This is a genomic window from Alteribacillus sp. HJP-4, from assembly GCF_042139015.1.
Taxonomy (GTDB): domain Bacteria; phylum Bacillota; class Bacilli; order Bacillales; family Marinococcaceae; genus JBHIKY01.
In genome coordinates this window covers 20,727-47,127 of record NZ_JBHIKY010000002.1, presented here as the reverse complement: position 1 = coordinate 47,127, position 26,401 = coordinate 20,727, and the positions used below count along the sequence as shown (strand labels likewise).

At 43.5% G+C, this 26,401-nt stretch carries 24 protein-coding genes; all 24 read left to right on the top strand.

Annotated elements, in window-relative coordinates; translation table 11 throughout:
• Nucleotides 1–13 precede the first annotated feature (13 nt).
• A complete protein-coding gene (locus ACE4RR_RS01675; RefSeq protein ID WP_375533657.1) occupies nucleotides 14–976 on the top strand; it encodes a bifunctional riboflavin kinase/FAD synthetase in 963 nt (320 codons plus the stop codon).
• A gap of 139 nt (nucleotides 977–1,115) precedes the next feature.
• Nucleotides 1,116–1,385 carry a 30S ribosomal protein S15 gene (gene rpsO / locus ACE4RR_RS01670; RefSeq protein WP_375533656.1) on the top strand — a complete coding sequence of 90 codons (270 nt, stop codon included), beginning with the start codon at nucleotides 1,116–1,118 and terminating at the stop codon, nucleotides 1,383–1,385.
• Between the two features lie 160 nt (nucleotides 1,386–1,545).
• Nucleotides 1,546–3,633, top strand: a complete 2,088-nt coding sequence (locus ACE4RR_RS01665) for a polyribonucleotide nucleotidyltransferase (RefSeq protein ID WP_375533916.1) — start codon at nucleotides 1,546–1,548, stop codon at nucleotides 3,631–3,633.
• Nucleotides 3,634–3,765: 132 nt separating this feature from the next.
• Complete coding sequence (locus tag ACE4RR_RS01660; RefSeq protein WP_375533655.1) at nucleotides 3,766–4,746, top strand: polysaccharide deacetylase family protein; 981 nt, start codon at nucleotides 3,766–3,768, stop codon at nucleotides 4,744–4,746.
• A 21-nt stretch (nucleotides 4,747–4,767) separates the two neighbouring features.
• Entirely contained in the window at nucleotides 4,768–6,003 is a 1,236-nt protein-coding gene (locus tag ACE4RR_RS01655; RefSeq protein ID WP_375533654.1) for a M16 family metallopeptidase, read from the top strand.
• A gap of 24 nt (nucleotides 6,004–6,027) precedes the next feature.
• Nucleotides 6,028–6,261 (top strand): YlmC/YmxH family sporulation protein, encoded by a 234-nt coding sequence (locus tag ACE4RR_RS01650; RefSeq protein WP_375533653.1) that lies wholly within the window; start codon nucleotides 6,028–6,030, stop codon nucleotides 6,259–6,261.
• A gap of 170 nt (nucleotides 6,262–6,431) precedes the next feature.
• A complete protein-coding gene (gene dpaA, locus ACE4RR_RS01645) occupies nucleotides 6,432–7,316 on the top strand; it encodes a dipicolinic acid synthetase subunit A (RefSeq protein ID WP_375533652.1) in 885 nt (294 codons plus the stop codon).
• 13 nt (nucleotides 7,317–7,329) lie between these two features.
• Nucleotides 7,330–7,926 (top strand): dipicolinate synthase subunit B, encoded by a 597-nt coding sequence (locus ACE4RR_RS01640; protein WP_375533651.1) that lies wholly within the window; start codon nucleotides 7,330–7,332, stop codon nucleotides 7,924–7,926.
• Between the two features lie 100 nt (nucleotides 7,927–8,026).
• A complete protein-coding gene (asd, locus tag ACE4RR_RS01635) occupies nucleotides 8,027–9,079 on the top strand; it encodes an aspartate-semialdehyde dehydrogenase (protein WP_375533650.1) in 1,053 nt (350 codons plus the stop codon).
• A gap of 13 nt (nucleotides 9,080–9,092) precedes the next feature.
• On the top strand, nucleotides 9,093–10,319 hold the full coding sequence (gene dapG, locus ACE4RR_RS01630; RefSeq protein WP_375533649.1) for an aspartate kinase: 1,227 nt from the start codon (nucleotides 9,093–9,095) through the stop codon (nucleotides 10,317–10,319).
• Between the two features lie 85 nt (nucleotides 10,320–10,404).
• Nucleotides 10,405–11,277 carry a 4-hydroxy-tetrahydrodipicolinate synthase gene (dapA, locus tag ACE4RR_RS01625; protein WP_375533648.1) on the top strand — a complete coding sequence of 291 codons (873 nt, stop codon included), beginning with the start codon at nucleotides 10,405–10,407 and terminating at the stop codon, nucleotides 11,275–11,277.
• A gap of 410 nt (nucleotides 11,278–11,687) precedes the next feature.
• Nucleotides 11,688–13,361 (top strand): ribonuclease J, encoded by a 1,674-nt coding sequence (locus ACE4RR_RS01620; protein WP_375533647.1) that lies wholly within the window; start codon nucleotides 11,688–11,690, stop codon nucleotides 13,359–13,361.
• 110 nt (nucleotides 13,362–13,471) lie between these two features.
• Nucleotides 13,472–14,215: a ClpP family protease gene (locus ACE4RR_RS01615; RefSeq protein ID WP_375533646.1), complete on the top strand. Its 744-nt coding sequence runs from the start codon at nucleotides 13,472–13,474 to the stop codon at nucleotides 14,213–14,215.
• A complete protein-coding gene (locus ACE4RR_RS01610; protein ID WP_375533645.1) occupies nucleotides 14,212–14,421 on the top strand; it encodes a YlzJ-like family protein in 210 nt (69 codons plus the stop codon). Before ACE4RR_RS01615 ends, ACE4RR_RS01610 begins: the two co-directional genes overlap by 4 nt.
• Nucleotides 14,422–14,602: 181 nt before the next feature.
• Nucleotides 14,603–16,942, top strand: a complete 2,340-nt coding sequence (locus ACE4RR_RS01605; protein WP_375533644.1) for an FtsK/SpoIIIE family DNA translocase — start codon at nucleotides 14,603–14,605, stop codon at nucleotides 16,940–16,942.
• Between the two features lie 19 nt (nucleotides 16,943–16,961).
• Nucleotides 16,962–18,236, top strand: coding sequence for an EF-P 5-aminopentanol modification-associated protein YfmF (gene yfmF, locus ACE4RR_RS01600; protein WP_375533643.1), 1,275 nt, complete (start codon nucleotides 16,962–16,964; stop codon nucleotides 18,234–18,236).
• 1 nt (nucleotide 18,237) lies between these two features.
• Nucleotides 18,238–19,527 (top strand): EF-P 5-aminopentanol modification-associated protein YfmH, encoded by a 1,290-nt coding sequence (gene yfmH / locus ACE4RR_RS01595; protein WP_375533642.1) that lies wholly within the window; start codon nucleotides 18,238–18,240, stop codon nucleotides 19,525–19,527.
• Nucleotides 19,528–19,529: 2 nt separating this feature from the next.
• Entirely contained in the window at nucleotides 19,530–20,249 is a 720-nt protein-coding gene (gene ymfI, locus ACE4RR_RS01590) for an elongation factor P 5-aminopentanone reductase (RefSeq protein ID WP_375533641.1), read from the top strand.
• 73 nt (nucleotides 20,250–20,322) lie between these two features.
• Nucleotides 20,323–20,571, top strand: a complete 249-nt coding sequence (locus ACE4RR_RS01585; protein ID WP_375533640.1) for a DUF3243 domain-containing protein — start codon at nucleotides 20,323–20,325, stop codon at nucleotides 20,569–20,571.
• A 167-nt stretch (nucleotides 20,572–20,738) separates the two neighbouring features.
• A complete protein-coding gene (locus ACE4RR_RS01580) occupies nucleotides 20,739–21,515 on the top strand; it encodes a DUF3388 domain-containing protein (protein WP_375533639.1) in 777 nt (258 codons plus the stop codon).
• A 16-nt stretch (nucleotides 21,516–21,531) separates the two neighbouring features.
• On the top strand, nucleotides 21,532–22,461 hold the full coding sequence (locus ACE4RR_RS01575) for a helix-turn-helix domain-containing protein (RefSeq protein WP_375533638.1): 930 nt from the start codon (nucleotides 21,532–21,534) through the stop codon (nucleotides 22,459–22,461).
• 146 nt (nucleotides 22,462–22,607) lie between these two features.
• Entirely contained in the window at nucleotides 22,608–23,186 is a 579-nt protein-coding gene (pgsA, locus tag ACE4RR_RS01570) for a CDP-diacylglycerol--glycerol-3-phosphate 3-phosphatidyltransferase (protein ID WP_375533637.1), read from the top strand.
• A gap of 21 nt (nucleotides 23,187–23,207) precedes the next feature.
• Complete coding sequence (locus ACE4RR_RS01565; protein ID WP_375533636.1) at nucleotides 23,208–24,449, top strand: competence/damage-inducible protein A; 1,242 nt, start codon at nucleotides 23,208–23,210, stop codon at nucleotides 24,447–24,449.
• Nucleotides 24,446–26,056 (top strand): DEAD/DEAH box helicase, encoded by a 1,611-nt coding sequence (locus ACE4RR_RS01560; RefSeq protein WP_375533635.1) that lies wholly within the window; start codon nucleotides 24,446–24,448, stop codon nucleotides 26,054–26,056. The genes ACE4RR_RS01565 and ACE4RR_RS01560 overlap by 4 nt, the downstream gene beginning before the upstream one ends.
• Nucleotides 26,057–26,401: the final 345 nt, after the last annotated feature.

The following is a 26,401-nucleotide window of genomic DNA, read 5'->3' as shown; positions in this document are numbered from 1 at the left end:
CAGGTGAAAGCTGATGAAAACTATCTTTTTATATCATCAACAGCAGCTCTTTGAACCAGCGTTTCCTGAAATGGTCCTGGCGCTTGGATATTTCGACGGGGTCCATCTCGGACATCAAAGTGTGATTGAGACAGCGAAGCAGACTGCGGCAGAAAAAGGCACTGCAGTTGGGGTGATGACGTTTCATCCTCATCCCAAAACGGTGCTTTCCTCCAAATTCTCTGAAGAGACAATGCGCTACATCACCCCTTCTTCAAGAAAAGAAGAGCTGATGTACGGGCTTGGCGTCGATTATTTGTTTGTGGTTCATTTTGACAAAGCGTTTGCAGCACTCGAACCACAGCAATTTATTGATGACTATGTGATACGCTTCCGGGCGGTTCATGTAGTAGCCGGCTTTGATTTTAGTTATGGGAGACTAGGAAAAGGGACGATGGAAACGATGCCCTTTCATGCAAGGCAATCCTTCAGCCAAACTACTATTTCTCAGGTCGCGGCGCCTGATGGAGAAAAAATCAGCTCCACCCTCATTCGCAATTACATCAGTAATGGAGATCTATTTCAAGTGCGCGGACTGCTTGGACGACCTTATGATTTAGACGGCGTTGTAGTAACAGGGGAACAGAGAGGGCGCACAATTGGATTTCCTACAGCAAACGTAAGTGTGAGGGATCCTTATTTACTGCCTGCAACAGGAGTTTATGCTGTTCGTATGCTTGTAGATAATCAGTGGAAAGATGGAGTCTGCAATATCGGCTACAAACCTACATTTCACGATGAACAGGAAGGTCCCCCGCAGATTGAGGTGCATGTTCTTGATTTTGAAGGAGATCTTTATGAAAAGGAAGTCCGGGTTCAATTTCTAAAAAAAATTCGTGGAGAAAAGAAATTCAATTCAGCAGATGAGCTCGTTATTCAAATTAAAGCTGATAAAGAAAAGGCAGAAAAGATTCTCTCCGTTAAAAATAGTGTATAATAGCCAGCACTGCCCTTGCATTCTTATAAAAAAAAGAGTATTCTTTTATCTGTACCAATTATCAGCCATATCTCGGCCTTTGCGCTCCTCCGGCGATCGGCTCAGGTATCGGCGATTTCTAAAAAAGGAGGTGTTCCGGATGGCATTAACTTTGGAACGCAAAAATGAACTGGTTCAGGAATACAAAACGCATGAAAATGATACTGGTTCTCCAGAAGTTCAGGTAGCTATCCTAACGGAGCAGATCAACACGCTCAACGAGCACTTGCGCACTCACAAGAAAGATCATCATTCCCGCCGGGGTCTTTTAAAGATGGTCGGTAAGCGCCGTAATCTGCTTACTTATCTGCGTAACAAAGATATCACTCGTTATCGCGATCTGATTAATAAGCTCGGTTTGCGCCGGTAGAACGAAAAGCGGGAGGGAATCCCGCTTTTTTTGTTATGAAAAATTTAATTTGCGCTTTTGCAGGCTTTCTTTCCTATTTATACAAATGTAGAATAGAAGAGGAAGTTCTGCTGGAAACTATACATTCGAATAAACTATACAGGAGGAAGATCCTTTGGAAATGGAACAAACACCACAAACATTCACTTTTGACTGGGCCGGAAGAGAACTTACGGTAGAAACCGGCCAGCTTGCCAAACAGGCTAATGGTGCAGTCCTTGTCAGATACGGCGACACAGTTGTATTAAGCACGGCAACAGCTTCAAAAACGCCAAAAGACCTGCCCTTTTTCCCATTAACCGTAAATTATGAAGAACGTCTTTATGCAGCTGGTAAAATTCCAGGCGGGTTTATTAAACGAGAAGGCCGCCCCAGTGAAACCGCGGTATTGACAAGCCGTTTAATTGATCGGCCGGTACGGCCGCTTTTCCCGGAAGGTTTCCGCAATGATGTACAGGTAATCAGTATTGTAATGAGTGTTGATCAAAATTGTTCATCTGAAATGGCTGCGATGCTCGGCTCTTCACTTGCTCTATCCGTTTCGGACATCCCGTTTGATGGTCCGGCAGCCGGTGTTAATGTCGGCCGTATAGATGGTGAATTTGTCATCAACCCAACATCTGAGCAAATGGACAGCAGCGATATTGAACTGACTGTGGCAGGTACGAAAGAAGCGGTCAACATGGTGGAGGCAGGAGCCAGGGAAGTGTCGGAAGAAACGATGCTCGAAGCGATCATGTTTGGCCATGAAGAAATCAAACGTCTTGTTGCTTTTCAGGAAGACATTATTCAAAAAGTAGGAAAAGAAAAGTTTGTACCGGAGCTGCTTGAAGCGGATGCCCAAATCGAAAGCCGTGTCCGCGAGCTTGGAGAAGACAAACTGAAGAGTGCAGTAATGGTTAATGAAAAGCAGGAGCGTGAAGAGGCAATTGAAGCTGTTAAGGCAGAAATAGCGGACCAGTTTGACGAAGAAGACCAGGATGAAGTGAATACGATTTTAGCGAAACTTGTTAAACAACAATTCCGCCTGCTAATTACGAAGGACAAAATTCGTCCGGATGGCAGAACATCTGCAGAAATACGCCCGTTGTCCTCTCAAGTGAAGCTTCTGCCGAGAACGCATGGATCGGGCCTGTTTACACGCGGTCAGACCCAGGCGTTGAGCGTATGTACTCTAGGTGCTCTTGGAGATGTGCAGGTCATTGACGGTCTTGGTATGGAAGAGTCAAAGCGATTTATGCACCACTATAACTTTCCACAGTTCAGTGTTGGCGAAACAGGACCTATCAGAGGCCCCGGCCGCCGTGAAATCGGACATGGAGCTCTTGGGGAACGTGCACTGGAACAAGTGATTCCCGATGAAAAGGATTTTCCATATACGATTCGACTTGTTTCAGAGGTGCTGGAATCAAACGGCTCAACCTCCCAGGCAAGTATTTGTGCCAGCACTCTTGCGATGATGGATGCAGGTGTACCTATAAAAGCACCTGTTGCAGGTATTGCAATGGGGCTCGTCAAAGAAGGGGAAGACGTTACAGTTCTGACAGATATTCAAGGAATGGAAGACGCTCTCGGTGATATGGACTTTAAAGTCGCCGGCACGGAAAAAGGGGTTACCGCTCTGCAGATGGATATCAAGTTGTCAGGGATTAACCGTGAAATTCTTGATTATGCTCTCGCTCAGGCAAAAGACGCCCGCATGAAAGTGCTGGATAATATGCTGATTGCCATTAGTGAATCAAGAAAAGAACTGTCTGCCTACGCTCCAAAAATCACGACGATGTCCATTCACCCGGATAAAATTCGTGATGTTATTGGGCCAAGCGGCAAGACGATTAATCAGATCATTGAAGATACCGGTGTGAAAATCGATATCGAACAGGATGGCACGGTGTATATTTCCTCCACAGATGCAGAAGCAAATGTAAAAGCTAAGAAAATTATTGAGGATATTATAAGAGAAGTAGAAGTAGGCGAAACGTACCTTGGCAAAGTAAAACGAATAGAGAAATTCGGAGCATTCGTTGAACTCTTTAAAGGAAAAGACGGACTTGTTCACATCTCTCAGCTGGCTGAAGAGAGGGTAAACAAAGTCGAAGATGTTGTAAAAATCGGCGATGAGGTACTTGTTAAAGTAACTGAAATCGATAATCAGGGCCGAGTAAACCTCTCCAGAAAAGTATTATTGAAAGAACAAAAACAAAAGTAATCAAAAAGACGCTTGGCATCATGCCAAGTTCTTTTTATTCGGCGCTTTAAAAGCGTCTTACATAGGGATAAACAAATTTTCGTTCTAGCTCCCCTGCCTGGTTTCATACACTGAAGCAGGAGGGGGGACAACATGAACAAGCATATGCCTGCCTTACTGCTTTTTTCTATCGTCGTACTTTTATTGATCGTACATGAAACCCTGCCCTACACCACTCATAAAGAGGCATCATTTGAGACAGCAGATTCATTTGCAGTAAGCAGTAAGGACAATCAATTATATAAACTGACTGAAGCGGCAGCAGAAGAATTTCAGGCTGCACCCCAGGATGCTGTCATAGATAAAGTGTGGAAAGCCATTCCAGGTTATAACGGACAGACAGTTGACGTAAAAGCTTCCTACGAATTAATGAAAAAAAATGGCTCATTTGATGAAAAAAATCTAGTCTTTGAAGAGATCTCACCCCAGGTTCACTTAAGCGATCTGCCTCCGGCACCTATTTATAAAGGAAATCCTTCCAAACCAATGGCTTCCTTGATGATAAATGTATCGTGGGGAGAGGAATATCTCCCGACTATGTTAAAGACTTTGCAGGAAGAGAATGTAAAAGCCACTTTTTTTCTGGAGGGAAGATGGGTGCAAAAGTTTCCGAGGTTAGCTAAAATGATCGTGGAGGAAGGACACGAAATCGGAAGCCATGCTTATTCACATCCCGATTTGAAAACTTCTACCGAGGAAGAAACATACGCAGAGCTCGAAAAGACGAATCAGGCAATCGAAGCTGTGCTTTCCATTCAGCCATCACTGTTTGCACCGCCTTCCGGCAGCTTTTCGGATCAAACTGTCAAGACAGCGGCTGAAATGGATATGAATACGATTTTATGGACTGCTGATACTGTCGATTGGAAAAACCCTGACCCTATCGAAATGGCAGATCGTACAGCAGCAAAAACGGAAAACGGGACGCTTGTCCTCATGCATCCAACTGCTGCGTCTGCAGCCGGCCTCAAACCTATGATTGATCAAATAAAAAAGAAACAGATTACGCTGGATACCGTTTCTACATTATTAGACGAAAAACGAATACCTGTATTACAGGACAACGAACAATAACAGATGCAAGGAGGTACCGGATTGTTACAAAAAACCACACTGCCAAACGGACTGCGCGTTATTACAGAGAGTATACCTTTTGTGCGTTCTGTCACGATCGGAATCTGGGTGAAAACTGGTTCTAGAAATGAAGCTCATGATGAGAATGGAATTTCGCATTTCTTAGAGCATATGTTTTTTAAAGGAACTAAAACACGTACCGCTGCAGATATTGCGGAGAGCTTTGATAAAATAGGAGGCCAGGTGAATGCATTCACCTCCAAGGAATATACATGTTTTTATGCAAAAGTACTTGATGAGCATGGTGAAAGAGCTCTTGATATCCTATCTGACATGTTTTTTGAATCGACTTTTCAAGAAGATGAATTGGAAAAAGAACGAAATGTTATTTTTGAAGAAATTAAAATGGTGGATGACACACCGGATGACATTGTTCATGACATGCTGGGGGAAGCAGCCTACAAAAAACACCCACTCGGATTACCGATATTAGGAACCACTGAAACGGTCGGCACGTTTACAAAATCCTCCCTGGAAGCATATATGAGCCGTTTTTATACTGCCGGAAATGTTGTCATTTCTCTTGCAGGCAATATTTCGGATTCGTTACTTGGGCAGATTACAGAGCGCTTCGGTGGCTTAAAGAAAAGCCATGAGAAGCAAAAAATTACCGTTCCCTCCTTTTCACCAGGAAGAATGGCAAAGAAAAAAGAAACAGAGCAGGCGCATATGTGCCTTGGTTTCCCGGGTCTGGCAATTGGGGATGACGATATTTATTCGCTGATATTATTAAATAATGCACTTGGAGGCAGTATGAGCAGTCGGCTGTTCCAGGAAATCCGCGAAAAACGCGGGCTGGCTTATTCGGTTTTTTCTTATCACTCGGCCTTTCAGGACAGTGGGATGCTGACCATTTACGGAGGCACGGCGCCGGAGCAGGTAAACGAACTCTATGAAGCTACGATGGATAGTGTACATGATCTTACTAATAATGGATTAAAAGAAAAGGAATTGGTGAACGGAAAGGAACAGTTAAAAGGTAACTTAATGCTCAGTCTCGAAAGCACGAGCAGCCGCATGAGCCGGAACGGAAAGAATGAAATGATGTTAGGGTACCATCGTACACTTGATGAAGTGATTGAGAGAATCGAAGCGGTGCAGCCTGCTGATATTCAAAGAACCGCCAACAAAGTTTTTCAAAAGCAATATGCTGTGTCACTGATCAGCAAGGATGGAAAATTTCCGAAAGCACTTTAATTTCGAATATGAAGGAGGAAAAATATGCGGCTAAGTGAAATCAGCAGAAAAGAAGTACTTGATGTTCGTTTAGGGGAAAGACTGGGTAGCCCCGGGACAGCTGATCTTGTCTTTGATGAAACATCTGGGAAAATCGAAGCGTTTATTTTTCCAGCCGCAGCAGTTCCTTTTCGAAAAAAACAAGCAAAGGAATGGACGATTCCATGGAGTGATATTCGCCGTGTTGGAGAGGATTATATCATAATTGATCACCCATAAAGTCGCGGGGATATAATGAAGTAGCTGTAATGATAAAAAGAGGCAGACTCAAAAGTTCAACTTTTGAGTCTGCCTCTTTTTTCTTTGTTTAATAGGCATGTGCTTTTCACTTACTGCCTCTCCTCTCATAGAGTAGTAAAGGGGATTCGAGAAAAGGGAGTGGATAGCGAATGGGCAGGCAAAAAAAAGCTGTCATTATTGGAGGAGATGCGAGACAGATTGAAATAGCACAATTACTGGCTGCAGATAATACAGAAACGTATATCATCGGGTTTCCTTTATGGAACAGAAATGCTGCTGGAATCAAAAAAGCAAGTGGTAACGGTGATGTGCCCTGGGCAGATATTGACACAGTACTGCTCCCAGTCAGTGGATTAAAAAAAGAAAATATAGTTGAAGCGTGCTTTGCTGCTGAAGATATCAAGCTTGATATTAATTGGCTACATCAGCTCAAAAAAGATTGTTTGATTATGAGCGGTATTAACACGCCTGCTTTAAACTCCGTTCTTACGGAAATTGGTCGTGAAGCAGTCATTTTAATGGAAAGAGACGATGTAGCGATTTATAACTCTATTCCTACCGCAGAAGGCACACTTTTGATCGCCATGCAGGAAACAGATATTACCATTCATCACTCGGTTACTCTCATACTCGGTCTCGGACGTACCGGTCAGACGATTGCGGGCACGTTTTCGAACATAGGTGCATATGCAAAAGTAGGAACGATACATCCTGAAGAAAAAGCGAGAGCTGCCGCGATGGGGCTGGAATCTTTTGATCTCCGCGAGTTAAAGGCAGAAGCAGCCAAAGCAGACATCTGTATCAATACAATACCAGCGCCAGTATTAACTGAAGATATATTAAAGCAGTTTCCAGCTCGTGCATTTATTATAGACATTGCTTCGAGCCCGGGAGGAACTGACTTTGATTTTGCAAAGAAACGGGGTATAAAAGCCGTGGCCGCCCCTGGTCTTCCGGGTGCTGTAGCACCAAAAACAGCAGGAACCATACTCGCAAAAGTGATTATCCAGCTGCTGCATGAAACGTGCAGCTGAAAGGAGGCATAGGATGCCTTTCCAAAATAAAAAAATTGGATTCGGTGTGACCGGATCACATTGTACACTTGAAGAAGCAATACCTTATATGAAAGCATTGCGCGACAAAGGAGCAGATGTTTATCCGTTTATCACAAAAACGGTATTAACGACAGATACTAAATTCGGGGCGTCGGAAAAATGGCTTTTGAAAATTAAAGAAGCAACAGGAAAAGATGACGTAATAGACTCCATTGTCAAAGCAGAACCTTTTGGTCCCAGAATTCCTCTCGATGCTATGGTGCTTGCACCGTTAACAGGTAATTCGATAAGCAGACTGGCAAATGCTATCACCGATTCACCAGTACTGATGGGAGCGAAGGCGACGCTTCGAAACGGCTCTCCGCTTGTTTTAGCTATTTCAACAAATGATGCACTAGGGTTAAATGGGATGAATATAATGAAGCTTATGAATGCAAAAAATATTTATTTTGTACCCTTCGGTCAGGATGATCCTGTCAAAAAACCTACCTCACTGGTTGCAAGAATGGAAGCAATTCCGGCGACACTTGAAGAAGCAATGGCTGGCCGCCAATATCAGCCGGTTATCGTAGAAAAATTCAAAGATTAAAGGCTTACCCATCTTGCCACCATCGCTTCTTTCCTTTATGTTAAAATAGATGCAATAAACGATCAAAAAATGTATGCATTGGAAGAAGGGAGAAATCATCATGGCTAATGAAACAGGATATACAGTAGCGGTTCTGGGAGCCACAGGAGCTGTCGGACAGCAGATGCTCGCGACGCTGGAGCAGAAGGATTTTCCAATAAAAGACTTGAAATTATTGTCCTCTAAGCGTTCCGCAGGAAAAAAAGTGACGTTTAAAGGCACAGAATATACAGTGGAAGAAGCTGGTCCGGATTCATTTGAAAATGTACAAATCGCTTTATTTTCTGCAGGTGGTTCTATTTCCAAGCAGCTTGCTCCGGAAGCAGTAAAGCGCGGGGCTGTTGTTGTGGATAACACAAGCGCATTTCGTATGGATGAAAATGTACCGCTTGTCGTTCCTGAAGTGAACGAAGCAGATATTAAAGAGCATAACGGAATTATTGCCAATCCAAATTGTTCAACCATTCAGATGGTGGTTGCCCTTGAACCGATCCGGAAAAAGTACGGTTTAAACAAAGTTATTGTATCTACGTATCAGGCTGTCTCCGGTGCAGGCTGGGCTGCTGTGGAAGAAATGAAGGAGCAGTCTAGAGACATGCTTGATGGGAAAGAAGTGAGCCCGGAAATTCTTCCGGTCGGCGGAGACAAAAAGCATTTTCCAATCGCTTTTAATGCTATACCTCAAATTGACAAGTTCCAGGAAAACGGCTATACGTTTGAAGAAATGAAAATGATAAACGAAACAAAGAAAATTCTGCATCAAGACAAATTAGAAGTAGCTGCGACGTGTGTACGTCTGCCAGTAGAAACCGGACACTCTGAATCCGTTTATATTGAAGTGGAAAATGGAAATCCCGGCGTTGAGGATTTAAAGCAGCTTCTTGAAAGCGGAGACGGACTAACTTTAAAAGATAACCCGTCCGAGCAGGAGTACCCGATGGCACTCGACAGTGTCGGCCTTCCAGATGTATTTGTAGGGAGAATACGGCGTGACCTTGACCGGGAAAATGCTTACCATTTTTGGGTGGTGTCTGATAACCTGTTAAAAGGTGCGGCATATAACTCCGTACAAATTGCAGAAAGCCTCATAAAACTAGGGATGTTAAAAGGATAAGAGAGGTGCTCGGATGAACGTTATTATTCAAAAATTCGGGGGAACTTCTGTCAAAAGCAGCGAGATGAGAGAGCATGCGGCATCCCATGTGATAAAAGCTCAGCAGGATGGCTGCAAGGTGGTAGTGGTCGTGTCGGCAATAGGCCGGGAAGGTGATCCTTATGCGACAGATACGCTTCTCAGTCTCGTCAATAAAGATAGATCTTATATTGGCCACCGCGAGAAGGATCTGCTGATTTCCTGCGGGGAGGTAATTTCTTCAGTAATTTTTACAGAGCTGCTTTTGTCAAAAGGGATTCGTGCTGCGGCTATGACAGGTCCTCAGGCAGGCTTTCGTACGAACAGCGACCACGGAGATGCGAGGATAACTGAAATGCACTGTGAGGCACTAATTGATAAATTAAAAGAGGTAGATGTAATCGTCGTAGCTGGTTTTCAGGGAGAATCAACCGACCGGGAAATTACGACTCTTGGACGGGGCGGCAGTGATACGTCTGCTACTGCACTCGGTGCAGCTCTGCAGGCAGAATGGGTGGATATTTTTACAGATGTTGAAGGAGTCATGACAGCTGACCCGCGAATGGTCGAGGATGCTGCAATCATTGATTCGGTCACTTATCAGGAAATTTGTAATTTAGCCTATCAGGGAGCAAAAGTGATCCATCCGAGAGCAGTGGAGATTGCGATGCAGGCGAAAATTCCAATTCGAATCCGCTCCACCATGATGGAGACCCCTGGCACCCTAATTACTTCAGTGACAGGCGGTGCAGTCGGCGCTGATCTTGCCGACCGTCCAATTACTGGAATAGCCCACATGGCAGGCCTGACTCAGATTACGGTTAAAGACAAAGATTATTTGAACCTTCAGGCAAATGTGTTTAAAGAAATGGCAAAAGCAAATATTTCTGTAGACTTTATTAACATTCAGCCTTATGCCGTCATTTACACAGTACCGAATGAGCTGGCAGACAAAGCGGTCTCTATTTTAGAAAAGAAAGGCTATTCTCCGGAAGCAGTAAAGGACTGTGCCAAAGTATCTGCCGTAGGCGCAGGAATGACTGGAGTCCCGGGGGTAGCATCCAGTATTGTGGCAGCTCTTGCTGCCGAAAATATTCAAATTTTGCAATCGGCTGATTCCCATACAACCATCTGGGTGCTTGTTAAAGGCGAGGACCTGAAAAAAGCCGTTTCCGCGCTTCATCGTATGTTTGAGTTAAGCAGCCGGTCTGTACAAAAATAAAAAGAAAAGCAGCTCTCTGGCTGGAAGAGATGGCGCTTTTCTCGCAAAACATCATGAAAAAGTAAATGAAAGGGGCGGAACGAGCTTGGATTACGGCCAATTGTTAACAGCAATGGTGACGCCTTTTGATAAAAACGGAAATTTAGACTGGACAGCACTTGAATCATTGACAGAGCATTTAATTCAAAATGGTTCAGATGGTCTCGTCGTAGCCGGAACCACGGGAGAATCACCGACATTAAAAACTGATGAAAAATTAATGCTTTTTAAAAGAGTAAAGGAAATTGCAGGAACACGCGTTTCTGTCATTGCAGGAACCGGCACCAATGATACCGCTTATTCTGCTGAATTAACTGAAAAAGCAGCTGCAGCTGGAGTCGATGGCATTATGGCTGTCACTCCGTATTACAACAAGCCGAATCAGGAAGGAATGTATTATCATTTTAAAACAATCGCATCTTCTGTGACCCTCCCTGTCATGGTTTACAATATTCCCGGCCGTTGTATTATTAATCTGCAGGCAGAAACCATGATCAGAATGGCAAAAGACATAGACAATATTACCTCCGTGAAGGAGGCAAGCGGAAACCTTGATCAAATCTCACTTATCGTAGACTCTGCCCCAGCTGATTTTTATGTTTACAGCGGGGATGATTCGATGACGATACCGATATTATCCGTTGGAGGCAATGGGGTGGTCTCGGTGGCGGCTCATATTGCCGGTGCTGATATTAAAGAGATGATTCATCATTTTGTCACGGGGGATACAGCTCATGCCGCAGCCCTGCACCGCAAGCTGCTTCCTAAAATGAAAGCATGTTTTCTTGCGCCGAACCCGGCTCCGGTGAAAGCTATGCTTGAGCAGATCGGCATCATGAAACGGTATACAAGACTGCCTCTGCTGCCATTAAACGATTCGGAAATAAAACAATTAGACCAATGGTTCAGCCTGGCATAAGCCGGGCTTTTCTTTTGTTGGACAGTATCCCCAACACATGATTTTTAGAGCGTGGTTTCTAATATTATGCTGGCAGCAGGCAGGCTTGTATTCTCTTTCCATTTTAAGTTATACTACATACAAGTGATCTGTGCGGGAAAAACGAAATACATGAACAGACATCATCACAATGCCTGTTCGTGAAGCTATGGCATATCATTGAAGAAAGCACTGTCTATTCGTGCGTTTGTTCATTTACCTATTGGTCTGTTGTGTCGGCAGCAGCAGATACATGAGCAGATGTGCGATTGTTTCGTACTGCGCGCGTGCCCATTTTACATATAGGACAGCGCGTTTATTTCCCTTCGTTCATCCAAAATGAAAAAAGTCATTAAACAGAAAATACGTTATATTTATTAGGAGGAAATTACGTGTCAAAGCAAGTATTAGATAATATTCGTGTTTTTGCACTGGGCGGACTTGGAGAGATCGGCAAAAACATGTATGTAGTAGAAACAGACGAAGATATAGTCATCATTGATGCAGGTTTAATGTTTCCCGAGGATGATATGCTCGGTGTAGATATAGTTATCCCGGATATTTCTTATTTAACTCAGAACAAAAGCAAGGTAAAAGGCATCATTCTTACCCACGGTCATGAAGACCATATCGGTGCGCTACCCTACATTCTAAGAAAAATTAATGTTCCGGTGTACGGAACGAAATTGACACTTGGAATTGTAGAGGATCATTTAAAGGAAAACGGTGTAAGGAAAAAGTCTGATCTCCGCTTAATAGACAATAACAGCAGCATAAAGATCGGACAGATTCCGGTTACTTTTTTCCGGGTAAATCACAGCATACCTGATTCGGTAGGCGTTGCAGTGCATACTCCGAAAGGAACGATTATTAATACAGGAGACTTCAAATTCGATCAAAAACCTGCGGATGGTCAGTTTGCAGACATCGATAAACTGGCTGCCCTGGGAAAAAAAGGAGTACTGTGCTTATTATCAGACAGCACTAATGCAGAGCGGCCCGGTACAACCCCTTCTGATACTAAACCAGGCCAGGGAATTCTGGATGTGTTTGAAGAAGCGGATGGACGTGTCATAGTAACGACCTTTGCATCGAATATCCATCGTATTCAGCAGGTTATAGATGCTGCAATCAGTCAGCATAGAAAAATTGCTGTCGCGGGGCACAGTATGAGTAAAATCATAGAAATTTCCCGAAATCTCGGTTACCTTTCCTATCCGGAGGATCTTTTTATTGATGAGGATCAGGTCAACCGCCTGGACAAGGATAAGGTTGCAATTCTTTGTACTGGCAGCCAGGGAGAACCGGTATCTGTTCTAACGAGAATGGCTAAAGGTGCACATCCTAAGATCTCTATCCAAAATGGAGATATGGTTATTATCGCTGCAACGCCGACACCTGGAAATGAAAAGTCTTTTTCACGCACAATTGACTTTTTATACCAGATAGGTGCTGTAGTAGTCTATGGAAATGATCAGGTCCATACGTCCGGTCATGCAAGCCAGGAAGAACTTCTGCTGATGCTGAACCTGTTGAAGCCGAAATATTTTATTCCGATTCACGGAGAATACCGTGTCCAGAGCGCTCACGGGGATCTTGCTGAAATGACCGGCGTAAAGACTGAGAACATTTTTCTTTTGGATAAAGGGGATGTCGTGGAATTTACGAATGGCAAAGCAAGGCTCGCGAGCAAGGTTGCTTCAGGCAATGTGCTTATTGACGGCCTCGGAGTGGGAGATGTTGGGAATATTGTACTCCGCGACCGGCGGCTGCTATCCGAAGATGGTATACTGGTGGTTGTCGTAACCTTGAATAAGAAATCGGGTGCGATTGTGTCAGGACCTGATATTATTTCAAGAGGTTTTGTCTATGTCCGCGAATCAGAAGAATTACTTGAAGAAGCAAACAAAAAAGTGTCAGCAACTCTTGAAAAGTGCATGAGTGAAAACGTCAATGAGTGGTCCTCGCTGAAAAGCAGTATCCGCGACGTATTAAGCAGATATTTATATGAAAAAACAAAACGCCGACCGATGATTTTGCCGATCATTATGGAAGTTAAAGTTTGAAATAGGTGATCTAAGCGCACAGCCTCCTGCAGGGCAGTGCGCTTTCCTTTCGTATTGAGCACGCAGAGTTCGGCAATACTACATGTAATATGTAAAAGGAGGCATCACCTATGCAAAATGATCAAAATCCAGAGGAACCGCAGAAGCCTGAGACGGAGAAAGATGAAAATAAAGAATCAAGCCTCGTCAATAAAATTCAGGAGCTTGGCCAGACAAATGTTGCCTCAATGGAAAACTCGAATATTCACTGCATTACGATTGTCGGACAGATTGAAGGGCATATGCAGCTGCCGCCTCAAAACAAAACTACTAAATATGAACATATAATTCCTCAGCTTGTGGCGGCTGAACAAAATCCGAAGATCGAAGGACTTCTTATTATTTTGAATACAGTCGGAGGTGATGTCGAAGCGGGTCTTGCAATTTCTGAAATGGTTGCGACTATGAGCAAGCCTACTGTTGCACTCGTTCTGGGTGGAGGGCATTCCATCGGAGTCCCTATATCTGTTGCTGCGGATCGATCTTATATCGCTGAAACAGCTACCATGACGATCCATCCAATCCGTTTAACAGGACTGGTCATCGGGGTGCCGCAGACCTTTGAATATCTAGATAAAATGCAGGAGCGTGTAATTAAGTTTGTCACGAAACACTCCAATATTTCTGAGGAAAAATTTAAAGAACTTATGTTTGAAAAAGGAAATTTAACAAGAGACATCGGTACAAATGTCGTCGGTCCGGATGCGGTGGAGTACGGCCTGATTGATGAAGTAGGCGGAATCGGCTCTGCACTAAGAACGTTAAACACATGGATCGATGAAAACCACAAAAAAGAGGAGGACATGATTCAATGATTCTTTACACACCGATGGCCGCAGAATCTGTATTTCCAGCTGATGAATCGGACTGGAAAAACAGAAAAAATGTTGAAATTTCTCATGGCATGGTCACTGTAGAAAAACATGAAAGCAGCTGGATTGTTGCCTCTTTAAACAGCACGAATCCTAATGATTATTTGAAGCCGGAGTATCAGCCGGGATCGGTCTGGGAAAAAAGATAGATATTTAAATCGTCTGCCGGGAAACAGGAAAGATATGCTATAATAATATAGAAACAGGTAATTGTTAGGTATGAAGGATAATTTCCAGCCATAAATAATAGTTAAAGACGTAGCAGCGCATTTATCCTTTTGCGCTGCATTCGTTGTTTACATAAAGTAATGGGATGAATGAGGTGATGGAATGGCTAAGAGCACAAAGCGGAAAAAACGTACCAATAAACAGTGGAAAACGCAGATGAAATTTGAGCTTTGTGGATTACTTCTGCTTACGTTCGGCCTGCTGGCGCTTTTTCATTTTGGGGCTGCCGGAAATATTTTCGTGCAATTTTTTCGTTTTTTTGTGGGGGACTGGCATCCTCTTTTAAACATATTTGTTATGGGCTCCGCCTTATATATGATTGCTAAACGAAAGCTCCCGGTATTTAAAGGAAAGCGCTGGGGCGGATTATTTCTTACTGTAATTACGATATTGCTGCTCAGTCACCTTGAGCTTATAGAAGGTATGGGAAGAGCAGGAGCATTTCAGGAGTCCTCTGCAATAATAACTACCTGGGAACTGTTTTGGATAGATGCGGTCGGACTCAGTACAGCAGGTGAGCTGGGAGGCGGTATGGCAGGTGCTGTGCTTTTTGTAACGACCCACTTTCTGTTTGGGAGCGGCGGCACGAGGATTATCGCAATGTTGTTTTTTATATTGTCATTCCTTTTAATTACGGGACTCTCCATTAAAGATGTAAGCGACTATCTTATGAAAAAAATAGGTCCGGGATTGAAAAAAAGCTTTGCCGCCGGAAGGCAGAAATGGTCTGATGCAGCAGCGAAAACAGTCCGTAAGAAAACAGACCCTAAAGAAAAAAATACACGCACCAAAGAGCAGTCACAGACTGCAGCACATGAACAGGAAATTGATGAACAAGAGCCGGTTATTTATAATTTTGCTGAGCATGCTTATCCAGTCGATACGCCGGGAGCTGATAATTCGAATAAAAGTCCGGATATCGTTCCCACAAAGGCGGAACCCAGACGTAAAGAGTCACCAAATAATGAACCGAAGCTCGAAGCAGAACCGCTTATCACAGGAGAAACTGAGAATAAAGATTATGTCCTTCCATCTCCTGATTTATTAGGTTCTCCAAAGCATAACTCTCAAAAGCATGAACGCGGACTAATATCTTCAAATGCACGAAAATTAGAAAAAACATTGGAAAGCTTTGGAGTAAAAGCCAGAGTTAATGAAGTTCATCTTGGACCTGCCGTGACAAAATATGAAGTACAGCCCGATACCGGTGTGAAAGTGAGTAAAATAGTCAATCTGGCGGACGATCTGGCACTTGCATTAGCTGCGAAGGATATTCGCATGGAAGCCCCGATTCCCGGAAAATCAGCGATTGGAATAGAGGTCCCGAACCAGGAAGTGGCGATGGTGACCCTGCGGGAAGTACTTGAAGCGGGATTCAAAAAGAAAGATCATGTACTTTCTGTTGGTCTCGGCCGGGATATTTCAGGTGAACCGGTTCTCGCCTCACTTGATAAAATGCCGCACCTGCTTGTGGCAGGTGCTACAGGGAGCGGAAAAAGTGTATGTATTAACGGCATCATTTCCAGCATATTAATGAAGGCCAGGCCCCATGAAGTGAAGCTGATGATGATTGATCCGAAAATGGTTGAACTAAATGTGTATAACGGAGTCCCGCATCTGCTGGCTCCAGTCGTAACAGAACCAAAAAAGGCAGCACAGGCTTTAAAAAAAGTCGTTGCTGAGATGGAAAGACGTTATGATCTTTTTTCACACAGTGGTACAAGAAATATTGGAGGTTATAATGATTTCATAAAAAGACAGAATAATGAAAAGGGAGAAAAGCAGCCGGAGCTTCCTTACATTGTCGTTATAGTTGATGAGCTGGCTGATTTAATGATGGTAGCCTCCAGTGATGTGGAAGATGCAATCACAAGACTTGCTCAAATGGCAAGAGCTGCAGGCATTCACATGATTATTGCGACACAGCGTCCTTCAGTTGATGTCATCACCGGGGTCATTAAAGCAAACATTCCTTCGCGGATTGCCTTTGGGGTTTCCAGCCAAATTGACTCAAGAACGATCCTGGATTCGTCCGGTGCAGAAAAATTATTGGGGAAAGGTGATATGCTGTTTCAGCCCGTCGGAGCAAACAAAGCTACAAGAGTTCAGGGAGCATTCGTATCAGATCATGAAGTTGAAGCAATCGTCGATGCAGTAATCTCCCAGCAGAAAGCCTCTTACCAGGAAGAAATGATTCCAGATGACAAGCCTGAGGTTAAAGCAGAAGTCAGCGACGAATTATATGATGAAGCAGTCGCCCTGATTTTACAAATGCAAAGTGCATCTGTATCGATGCTGCAGCGCCGCTTTCGAATTGGCTATACCCGCGCTGCCCGCCTGATTGACGAAATGGAAATGCGCGGCATTGTCGGACCGTACGAAGGAAGCAAGCCGCGTGAAGTACTTGTAAGCCGCACAGAAGAAGAAATTCAGTCTCGATAGGGTTCAAGGAGGAAATGAAATGCACAATGAAAAAATAATCACAGATCTGCCTTTTCCAATCCATTTGATTTCAACAAAAAAGTATAAAACCACCACACTTGTTCTGCAGTTAAAAACTAAGCTTTCCCATGAAAATGCGGCACCGAGGGCACTGCTTGCCAATGTGTTAAAAAGCGGCACGGCGGGCCTGCCGACACGAAAGAAAATTAGACTGTTTCTCGATGAGCTGTACGGCGCCTCTTTCAGTAACGATATCTCAAAAAAAGGAGAGAACCACGTAATCAGCTTCCGCATGGAAACAGCCAATGAAAAATATTTGCAGGAGGACCCTTCACTATTTGAAAAAAGTATTTCTTTTCTAAGAGACATCCTTGAAAAACCTCTGATCGAAGAGAATACTTTTTCAAAAAAAATAGTCGAAGAAGAAAAAAGAAATCTTATTCAAAAAATAGGTTCTATTTATGATGACAAAATCAGATATGCCAATGTACGCATGCTTGAGATCATGTGCCAGGGAGAGCCATTTGGCGTCCACCCTTATGGAAAAACCGAAGAAGTTAAAGCGTTAAGCACGGCTGATCTTTATCAGGAATATCAACAAATGCTTGCCGATGATGACATCCGCTTATATATTGTTGGAGACATTACAGAGGAACAGGTGAGAAAGCAGGCTGATCTGTTTCAAGTAAAGTCTTCCGCAGCTGATACTCCTCCAGAGACCGTTAATGACAAGGTCCAGACCGGGGAAAATCATGTAACCGAAACCGATGATGTTCAGCAGGGCAAGCTGCACATCGGCTACCGGACACCGGTGACCTTCGAAAATGAAAAGTTTCCCGCCATGCAGGTAATGAACGGTTTATTCGGTGGTTTCCCGCATTCCAAGCTTTTTATTAACGTCCGTGAAAAAGAGAGTCTCGCTTACTATGCAGCCTCCCGATATGAGAGTCAAAAAGGACTCGTTTTTGTTATGTCAGGGATAGAGGCAGGCAAATACGACAGGGCAGTCACCATTATTAAAGAACAGCTCGAGGATATGAGAAAAGGTGAATTTACGGAGGAAGAAGTAGAGCAGACAAAAAGGATGCTGAAAAACCAGCTGTTAGAAACAGCAGACTCAGCAAGAGGAATGGTGGAGCTGTCTTATCAGGGAGTAGTGTCCAGAAAAAACAGACCGCTTGCTGAATGGATACAGCAGATTGATGAGGTAAAAAAAGAAGATATAATTTCATGTGCCGAAGAGCTGAATCTCGATACGATCTACTTTTTGTGCGGCAAGGAGGAAAGAAATTAAAATGGAAGAAAAAATATTTGACCAGCTTGAAGAGAAGCTTTATAAAGAAACGCTCGCAAACGGCCTCCAAGTTTACGTTATCCCCAAGGCCGGATTTCATAAAACTTTTGCCAGCTTTACGACAAATTATGGTTCGATCGATAATCATTTTACTCCGATAGGAAAAAATGAAGAGGTCAAAGTACCGGATGGTATTGCTCATTTTCTCGAGCATAAAATGTTCGAGGATGAAAAAGGTGATGTCTTTCAAACCTTCGGTGAACAAGGTGCAGCAGCAAATGCTTTTACGAGCTTTACAAAAACGGCATATTTATTTTCAAGTACATCGAATACGGATGAAAATATTACGACCCTGCTTGATTTTGTGCAGCATCCTTATTTTACGGCGGAAAGTGTTGAAAAGGAAAAAGGGATTATCGAACAGGAGATCAGCATGTATGATGATAATCCGGACTGGCAGCTTTTTTTTAATCTGCTCGGCAGCATGTATGCAAACCACCCGGTGAAAATAGATATTGCCGGTACAGCTGACTCTATTTACGAAATAACAAAAGATGACTTATATGAGTGCTACAACACCTTTTATCATCCCTCCAATATGATTTTCTTTGTGACTGGAGACGCTGATCCAGAGCATATTATAGATCTTGTAAAGAGAAATCAGGAGCAAAAAACTTTTAAAGAGCCTGAAGATATCAAACGCTTTCTTCAAACAGAACCTGAGGAGGTTGTTACGGCTAAGAAGGTCGTGAAAATGAGTGTAAATACTCCTAAATGCCTGGTTGGTTTTAAATTGAAGGCATCAGACCTGAATGGCAGAGAGATGCTCGAATATGAACTTAAAATGCAGCTGCTGCTGGATGCCCTCTTTGGAGCGGGATCAGATTTATATGAAGAGCTTTATGAAGAAGGTTTAATCGATGATTCGTTTTCCATCGATATATCGGTAGAACGCTCTTTTTCCTTTGTAGCCGCAGGGGGAGATACGCCTGATCCTGATCAGCTTGAAAAAAAATTAACGGACGCATTTGCATCCGCAATGGAAAAAGGTGTGGATGACGAAAACTTTGAACGAGTCCGGAAAAAGAAAATCGGAAATTTTTTAAAGCAGTTAAATTCCCCTGAATTCATTGCGAATCAATTTACGAGCTGTGCCTTTCATAATGTGCATCTTTTTGATACTATTCCGATCCTTGAATCTTTAACGGTAGAAGACATCAACAAACAGCTGCAAAACCATTTTTCGGAAAAATCTCGTTCCGTTTCCCAGGTTATTAAAAAAGAGGCCTGAAAATGGGGGAGTGTATCCTGATTACAGGAGCAAGTGGAGCGATCGGCAGTGCGATCGCTCTTGAGCTTGCCGGACCTGATATGAATCTGCTGCTGCATTATGCCTTTTCTAAAGAACAGGCAGAGCAAGTTAAAAGAGAGTGTAAAGCACGCGGAGCTGAAGCCGACATTCTGCAGGCAGACTTATCCAAGCCACAGAGTGCGGCCCTGCTTTTTAAGACAATAGAACCTCGCGTGGATAAGGTAGTATATGCCTGCGGGACCGCTCATTATCAACTATTTCAAGAGATAACACAGCAGGAGATGAGTGAGCTTATTCAGCTTCATTTAGGAAGTGCAATGGAGCTGACACAATTGCTGCTTCCCGCCATGATTCATCGAAAGAAAGGCTGCTTTGTATTTGTTTCATCGATCTGGGGGCAGGAGGGCGCTGCAATGGAAGTGGTATATTCTACTGTGAAAAGTGGAATAAACGGCTTTGTAAAAGCGCTGTCCAAGGAGACCGCCCGCTCAGGGATCCGCATCAATGCGGTGGCGCCGGGAGTGGTCAAGTCCAAAATGATTGCTCATTTGTCGGAACCCGAACTGAGGGAGCTTGAAGACAATATCTCTGCCGGAAGAATTGGAAAAGCTGAGGAAGTAGCCAGTTCTGTAGAATTTTTACTTTCTGAGCGGGCAAGCTACGTGCACGGCCATATTCTTAAGGTGGATGGGGGCTGGTAAACGAAAAGAAATTTACATAGGAATTCTTCTTTTGGGCATAGTAATCTTGAACATACAAGAAGGAGGGATTTCTATGTCTGTACTCGATAATTGGGATCAGTGGAAGGATTTTCTCGGCACGAGACTCGATCAGGCAAAGCATGACGGAATGAATAATGAAGTCATCAGCGACATCGCTTATGAGGTCGGCGAGTATTTATCCGGCCAGGTAGAACCGAAAAATGAACAAGAACGAGTTCTTGCCGATTTGTGGAAGGTTGCAGATGAAAAAGAGCAGCATACAATTGCAAATATGATGGTGAAGCTTGTCCAATCAAAGTAAGAGAAAAAAGGCTGCAGCAGATTATCTTTGCACTGCAGCCTTTTTTCTATTTAGTCGAATGAAATGAAAAGGACCATTGTTGCAAAATTCGAATAAGCCTGTTCAAAACAAAAAAATTAGCGTAAAATAACATTATCATCTCATTAGATTATGGAGGGGATCCGAAAGTGCCGGATAAAAAAGAATGGTATTTGGAATATGAAATCCACCAGAATCGTCCCGGCTTACTAGGTGATATTTCATCTCTGCTCGGTATGCTCTCCATTAATATAGTAACGATTAACGGTGTAGAAGATAGACGCAGAGGAATGCTGATCCGCAGCCGCAATGACGATCAGGTGACCAGATTTCGTTCCATTTTAGAAACAATGGATACGATTACAGTTCGTAAATTAAGGGAACCGAGACTTCGCGACAGACTGGCAGTGATGCATGGAAGATACATAGAACGTGATGCAGACGACAAGAAGACCTTCCGCTTTGTACGAGATGAGCTTGGTCTTCTCGTTGATTTTATGGCAGAGCTGTTTAAAAAGGACCGTCATTATTTAGTCGGTATCAGGGGCATGCCCAGAGTGGGAAAAACAGAATCATTAGTGGCGGCGAGCGTTTGTGCCAACAAGCACTGGAGTTTTATTTCCTCCACGTTGCTCCGCCAGACGGTTCGAAGCCAGCTCGCTGATGATGAACGAGAAGAAGGCTATATATATATCATCGATGGAATCGTCACAATGATGAGAGCTTCTGAAAAACACCGGCTTCTCGTCGACGAAATTATGAGACTTCCTGCTGTTAAAGTAGTCGAGCATCCGGACATATTTGTGCGGGAATCTCCATATTCTTTGGAAGATTTTGATTGTATAATTGAATTACGAAATGATGAGAAAGAAGAAATCACTTATGACGTTGTAGATTCCGGCTTTTCATCTTTTGATATCAGTTAGTTGGTAGGTGTTAAAATTGTCAGAGCTAGGATTATTTTTGAAATCAAAAAGAGAAGATCAGGGCCTTACGCTTGAAAGAATGCAGGAGTTAACAAAAATACAGAAGCGTTACCTGCAGGCTATTGAAAGCGGCAGCTATGATCAGTTGCCTGGAGCTTTTTACGCAAGGGCTTTTGTTAAAAGCTATGCCGAAGCGCTGCATTTAAATCCTGATGAGGTATTTGAAAACTACGGTTCAGAGCTTCCTCAGCCTAAGCAGCAGACGAGTGATCTTCCGTCACGGGCAGAACGGGCAAGGCCACGGCATGCCGGCACTCAAAAAAAGAAAAAAAACTCTTCAATCGTACCTGCAGCGATAGGTATTTTATTTTTGGTGATCGTTGCTTCTAGTATTTGGGTTGTGGTCCAGGGAATGAATAATAGCACTTCTGACGGCATCTCCCCTGAAAATGATCCTGGGGTGGAATCAGATGTTAACGATGAAGAAACATCTGCGGAACCAGAAGAAGAGGAACCAGAGCAATCCGAAAATGATTCGGAAAATGGCGACAATTCAAATGAAGGCGATGAAGAGGAAGATACAGGGGAAGAAGGCAATGAGGAGTCGGAGGATAGTGATTCAGCCCCTGAACTTGTCTCTTCTGAAAACCGCCGTGCGGTATTCGAAGTATCCGGTTCGGATAATATGAATATTGAGCTTGAATTTTCAGGGGAATCTTATGTGGACGCCAGAGAAGACTGGAATGATAACGGAAGCATTATTGAAGAAATATCAAGCCCCGGCGACGGAGAATCTGTTGAGATTGATTACAGCGACCGAGATTTTGTGATTCTCAACATCGGGAATTCCAGTGCTGTGACCGTCAGCTTTAACGGCAATGAAATTGAATATCCGGACAGCGCTCCTCACCAAAAACTACGCTTTGATAAAGATCCAGAAGAATGATACATGCAAGAAAGTCCCGTTCTCCAGTTGGGGCTTTTTTCTTCTTCTTCCACCAAATCCATGCTATATCAGCCTATCTATTATTATTATATGGTACAATAACGAGGGACTTCATCCGGTAAAGACGACAGAAAAGAGGGTGAACGATGAATCTGCCGAATAAAATAACAATTGCAAGAATCGCCCTTATTCCTATTTTTATGGTGTTTATGCTTGTACCACTGCCATTAGGAGAAATAGAAACGAGTGCTGGCATGTTCCCTGTTTCTCATTTGATAGGATTTGTTTTATTTGTAATTGCGGCCTCAACAGACTGGCTTGATGGTTACTATGCGAGAAAACTTGAACTCGTAACAAATTTCGGTAAATTTCTTGATCCGCTCGCAGACAAGCTTCTCGTTACAGCTGCGCTTCTGTCTCTGATAGAGATTGAAATGCTGCCAGCTTGGATGGCTATCGTTATTTTAAGCCGCGAATTTGCGGTGACCGGTATACGCCTTGTAGCAGCCAGCAGTGGTGAAGTGATTGCGGCAAGCGGGCTCGGCAAATGGAAGACCGTGTTTCAAATGACTGCTCTTTCCGTTTTGCTTTTTTACAATCTTCCATTCGAGCTGTGGGGCATACCAGCGGGAATGGCATTGATGTGGATTGCGGTGCTTTTAACCATTGTTTCCGGTGTTGATTATTTTATGAAAAATAAGCACATTTTTAAACATTCCATGTAAGAAAGGCGGGGATATACGATTATGAATGCTGAAATTATTGCTGTTGGATCAGAGCTTCTGCTCGGTCAAATTGCTAATACGAATGGACAATACTTATCCGCAGAACTTGCCGGAATTGGCATAAATGTGTACCGCCATACTGTCGTTGGAGATAACTGGAATCGTCTCCGCGATTCGCTTTCAGAAGCTGGCGAACGGGCAGAAGTTGTTATACTAACAGGAGGACTTGGTCCGACTGAGGATGATTTAACTAAGGAAGTTATCTCAGAATTTACCGGCAGAAAGCTTATTGTTCATAAAAAAACTCATGATAACATGAAAGAGTTTTTTGACAGGATCGGTAAAGTGATGACTGCATCGAATGTTAAGCAGGCTCACTATACAGAAGGTGCAGAAGTGTTTTATAATAAAGCAGGATTAGCTTGTGGTATGGCTGTTGAGGAAAAAGGTACCTGGTTTATTTTACTCCCGGGCCCGCCCCGGGAAATGAAAAGTATGTTCGATCATGATGTTCGCCCGTTTTTGCAGCAAAAACAAGACAGCGAAAAAGTAGTGTTATCCAGAGTACTCCGATTTTTTGGGATCGGTGAGTCAAGTCTTGAAGAAATGTTTAAAGATCTGATCAGCACCCAGACAAATCCTACAATTGCTCCCCTCGCTGCTGAAGGAGAAGTTACATTAAGACTGACCGCTAGTGCAGGAAATTATGTGGAAGCTGATGAAATGCTTGAAAAGCTCGATCAAATGATACAGCATAAAGCTGGAAAATACTTATATGGCAGAGGCAGCGACTCGCTGGCCAGCAATACAGTGAAATGGCTCTCGGATCATTCCTTGACTCTCGCTGCTGCAGAGAGCTTAACCGGAGGCTGGTTCTCAAAAATGATTACCGATATTTCGGGGGCATCGTCTGTTTTCCGGGGCGGCATTACAGCGTATACAAAAATTGCGAAAGTGCACGCTCTCGGTATTAATGAAGAATTTCTTGATCAGCATGGGATGGTCAGTAAAGAATGTGCAGAAAAGATGGCTGAACAAGTGCGAAGCATTATGAATTCAAATATCGGCATCAGCTTCACTGGTGTTGCAGGACCCGATCCTTTAGAGGGAAAAGAAGCTGGTACGGTATGGGTTGGAATTGCCTCAGCCGAAGGGACATCCTCCCATTTATTAAATTTGGCCGGAGTACGTGAACAAATCCGGAGAGTTAGCATGTATCACGGCTGCCGGTTGTTAATGGAAAGAAAAGGTGATAGTGAATGACGTATTTTAATGATTTTGATATTAATGAAAACATAAAAAAGGCGATAAAGGAAATGGGATTTGAAGAACCCTCCCCCATCCAGGAAAAAGCAATTCCGGAAATCCTCTCGGGCAGAGATTTAATAGGTCAGGCCCAGACCGGGACCGGAAAAACGGCAGCATTTGGAATTCCGCTTATAAATCAAATTACTACAGCTCCACATGTGCAGACGATTATTTTAACACCGACACGCGAGCTTGCCATTCAAGTATCCGGTGAACTGCAAAAGCTTTCAAAATATATGAAAATAAGAACGCTTCCTATTTATGGAGGGCAATCCATCGGACACCAGATTCGTGCGCTGAAGCAGGGAGTTCAAATTGTTATTGGGACTCCGGGCCGAATTCAGGATCATCTGCGCAGAAAAACGTTAAGGCTTGATAAAGTACGTGCTGTAGTCCTGGATGAAGCAGATGAAATGCTTGATATGGGATTTATCGATGATATTGAAAATATTTTGAAGCAGGTAAATACGGACAGAAAGACGCTTCTTTTTTCCGCGACCATGCCGCCTGCTATCCGTAAGCTTTCACGACGTTATATGAATAGCCCGGTGACTGTGTCGATTAATAAAAGTGAGGTCACAGCTCCTTCCATTGATCAAGTATACTTTAAAGTCCTTGAGCGTAATAAACAAGAATCACTGTGCCGGATACTTGACAGTAAGGATCCGGAACTCGGAATTATTTTCTGCCGGACGAAAAAAGGTGTAGCTGAGCTTACAGAAGCGTTGCAGGCACGAGGATATCTTGCGGATGGCCTTCATGGCGACCTCACTCAGTCTCAGCGGGACGCAGTCATGAAGAAATTCCGTGATTCGTCTATAGAATTTCTTGTTGCGACAGATGTTGCTGCACGTGGTATTGATGTAAACGATGTATCTCATGTTATCAATTATGATATTCCGCAGGACCCGGAAAGCTATGTCCACCGAATCGGCCGGACGGGCCGTGCAGGGAAAAGCGGCGAAGCTCTTACCCTTGTTACACCACGGGAAATGAAACACCTGCGTTCTATTGAGGCTGAAATTAAAATGGCGATTCCATCCCACGCTGTTCCTTCTATTGAAGAAGTAGTGGAAAAACAGCAGCAGTCATGGAAAAACCTGATCACGGACCAATTGAATGATGATGAAGATCTTTCTTTGTTTAATGCGTTGACCGAGGAACTGCTTGAACAGTATGAAGCAAAGGACATTGTCCGTTCTCTTATGAAGCTTAATTTCTCCTCTGCAATCGGAGAAAGTGATGATGGATATAATTTTGGTGAGACCGGTGGAGCAAAAGGAATGATAAGATTCTTCATCAATGTTGGGCGCAATGTAAACATGAGTCCAAAGGTGCTGATTGAGGAAATTTCAAACGCGGTTGGAATTCCTGGAAAAGCTGTCGGAAGGATTGACATATTTGAAAACTTTACTTTTGTTGAGGTGCCAGAAGATGTAGCGCCGTTTGTGTATGAAGCGCTCCGCTATTCACGCATTAACGGAGCACGCGTAAACCTTGAGCCTGCTAAGCCGCGTCCGAAGCGGGAAAATAGGCCGAGACCTGCACGCCCTTCCCGATAAAGAAAAACACTGCCCGGATTTCCAGGCAGTGTTTTCTTTGTAATAACTGAATCAACTTCATAAGTACTGTTCTGTATATCCAACACGAACATTCGGATGCAGCGTGAGAGGACGGTTCTTGGACGCGGACAGGAGATCGGTAATTTTTTTACTTTTTGCCTTTTTTTGAATGGTTGGCGGACATCAGGTACGCTGATAGCGTGAATGGCAGGCGATTTGGCATTCTTTTCGACCGATAGCGGGACTCATCTCCGTCACAACCAAAAGTACGCTGCTTGGAGAAAATAGCTGAACTGATGCCCGGAGAACCTTCCGGATTTTGAAAATGACTGATGAATTTCATCA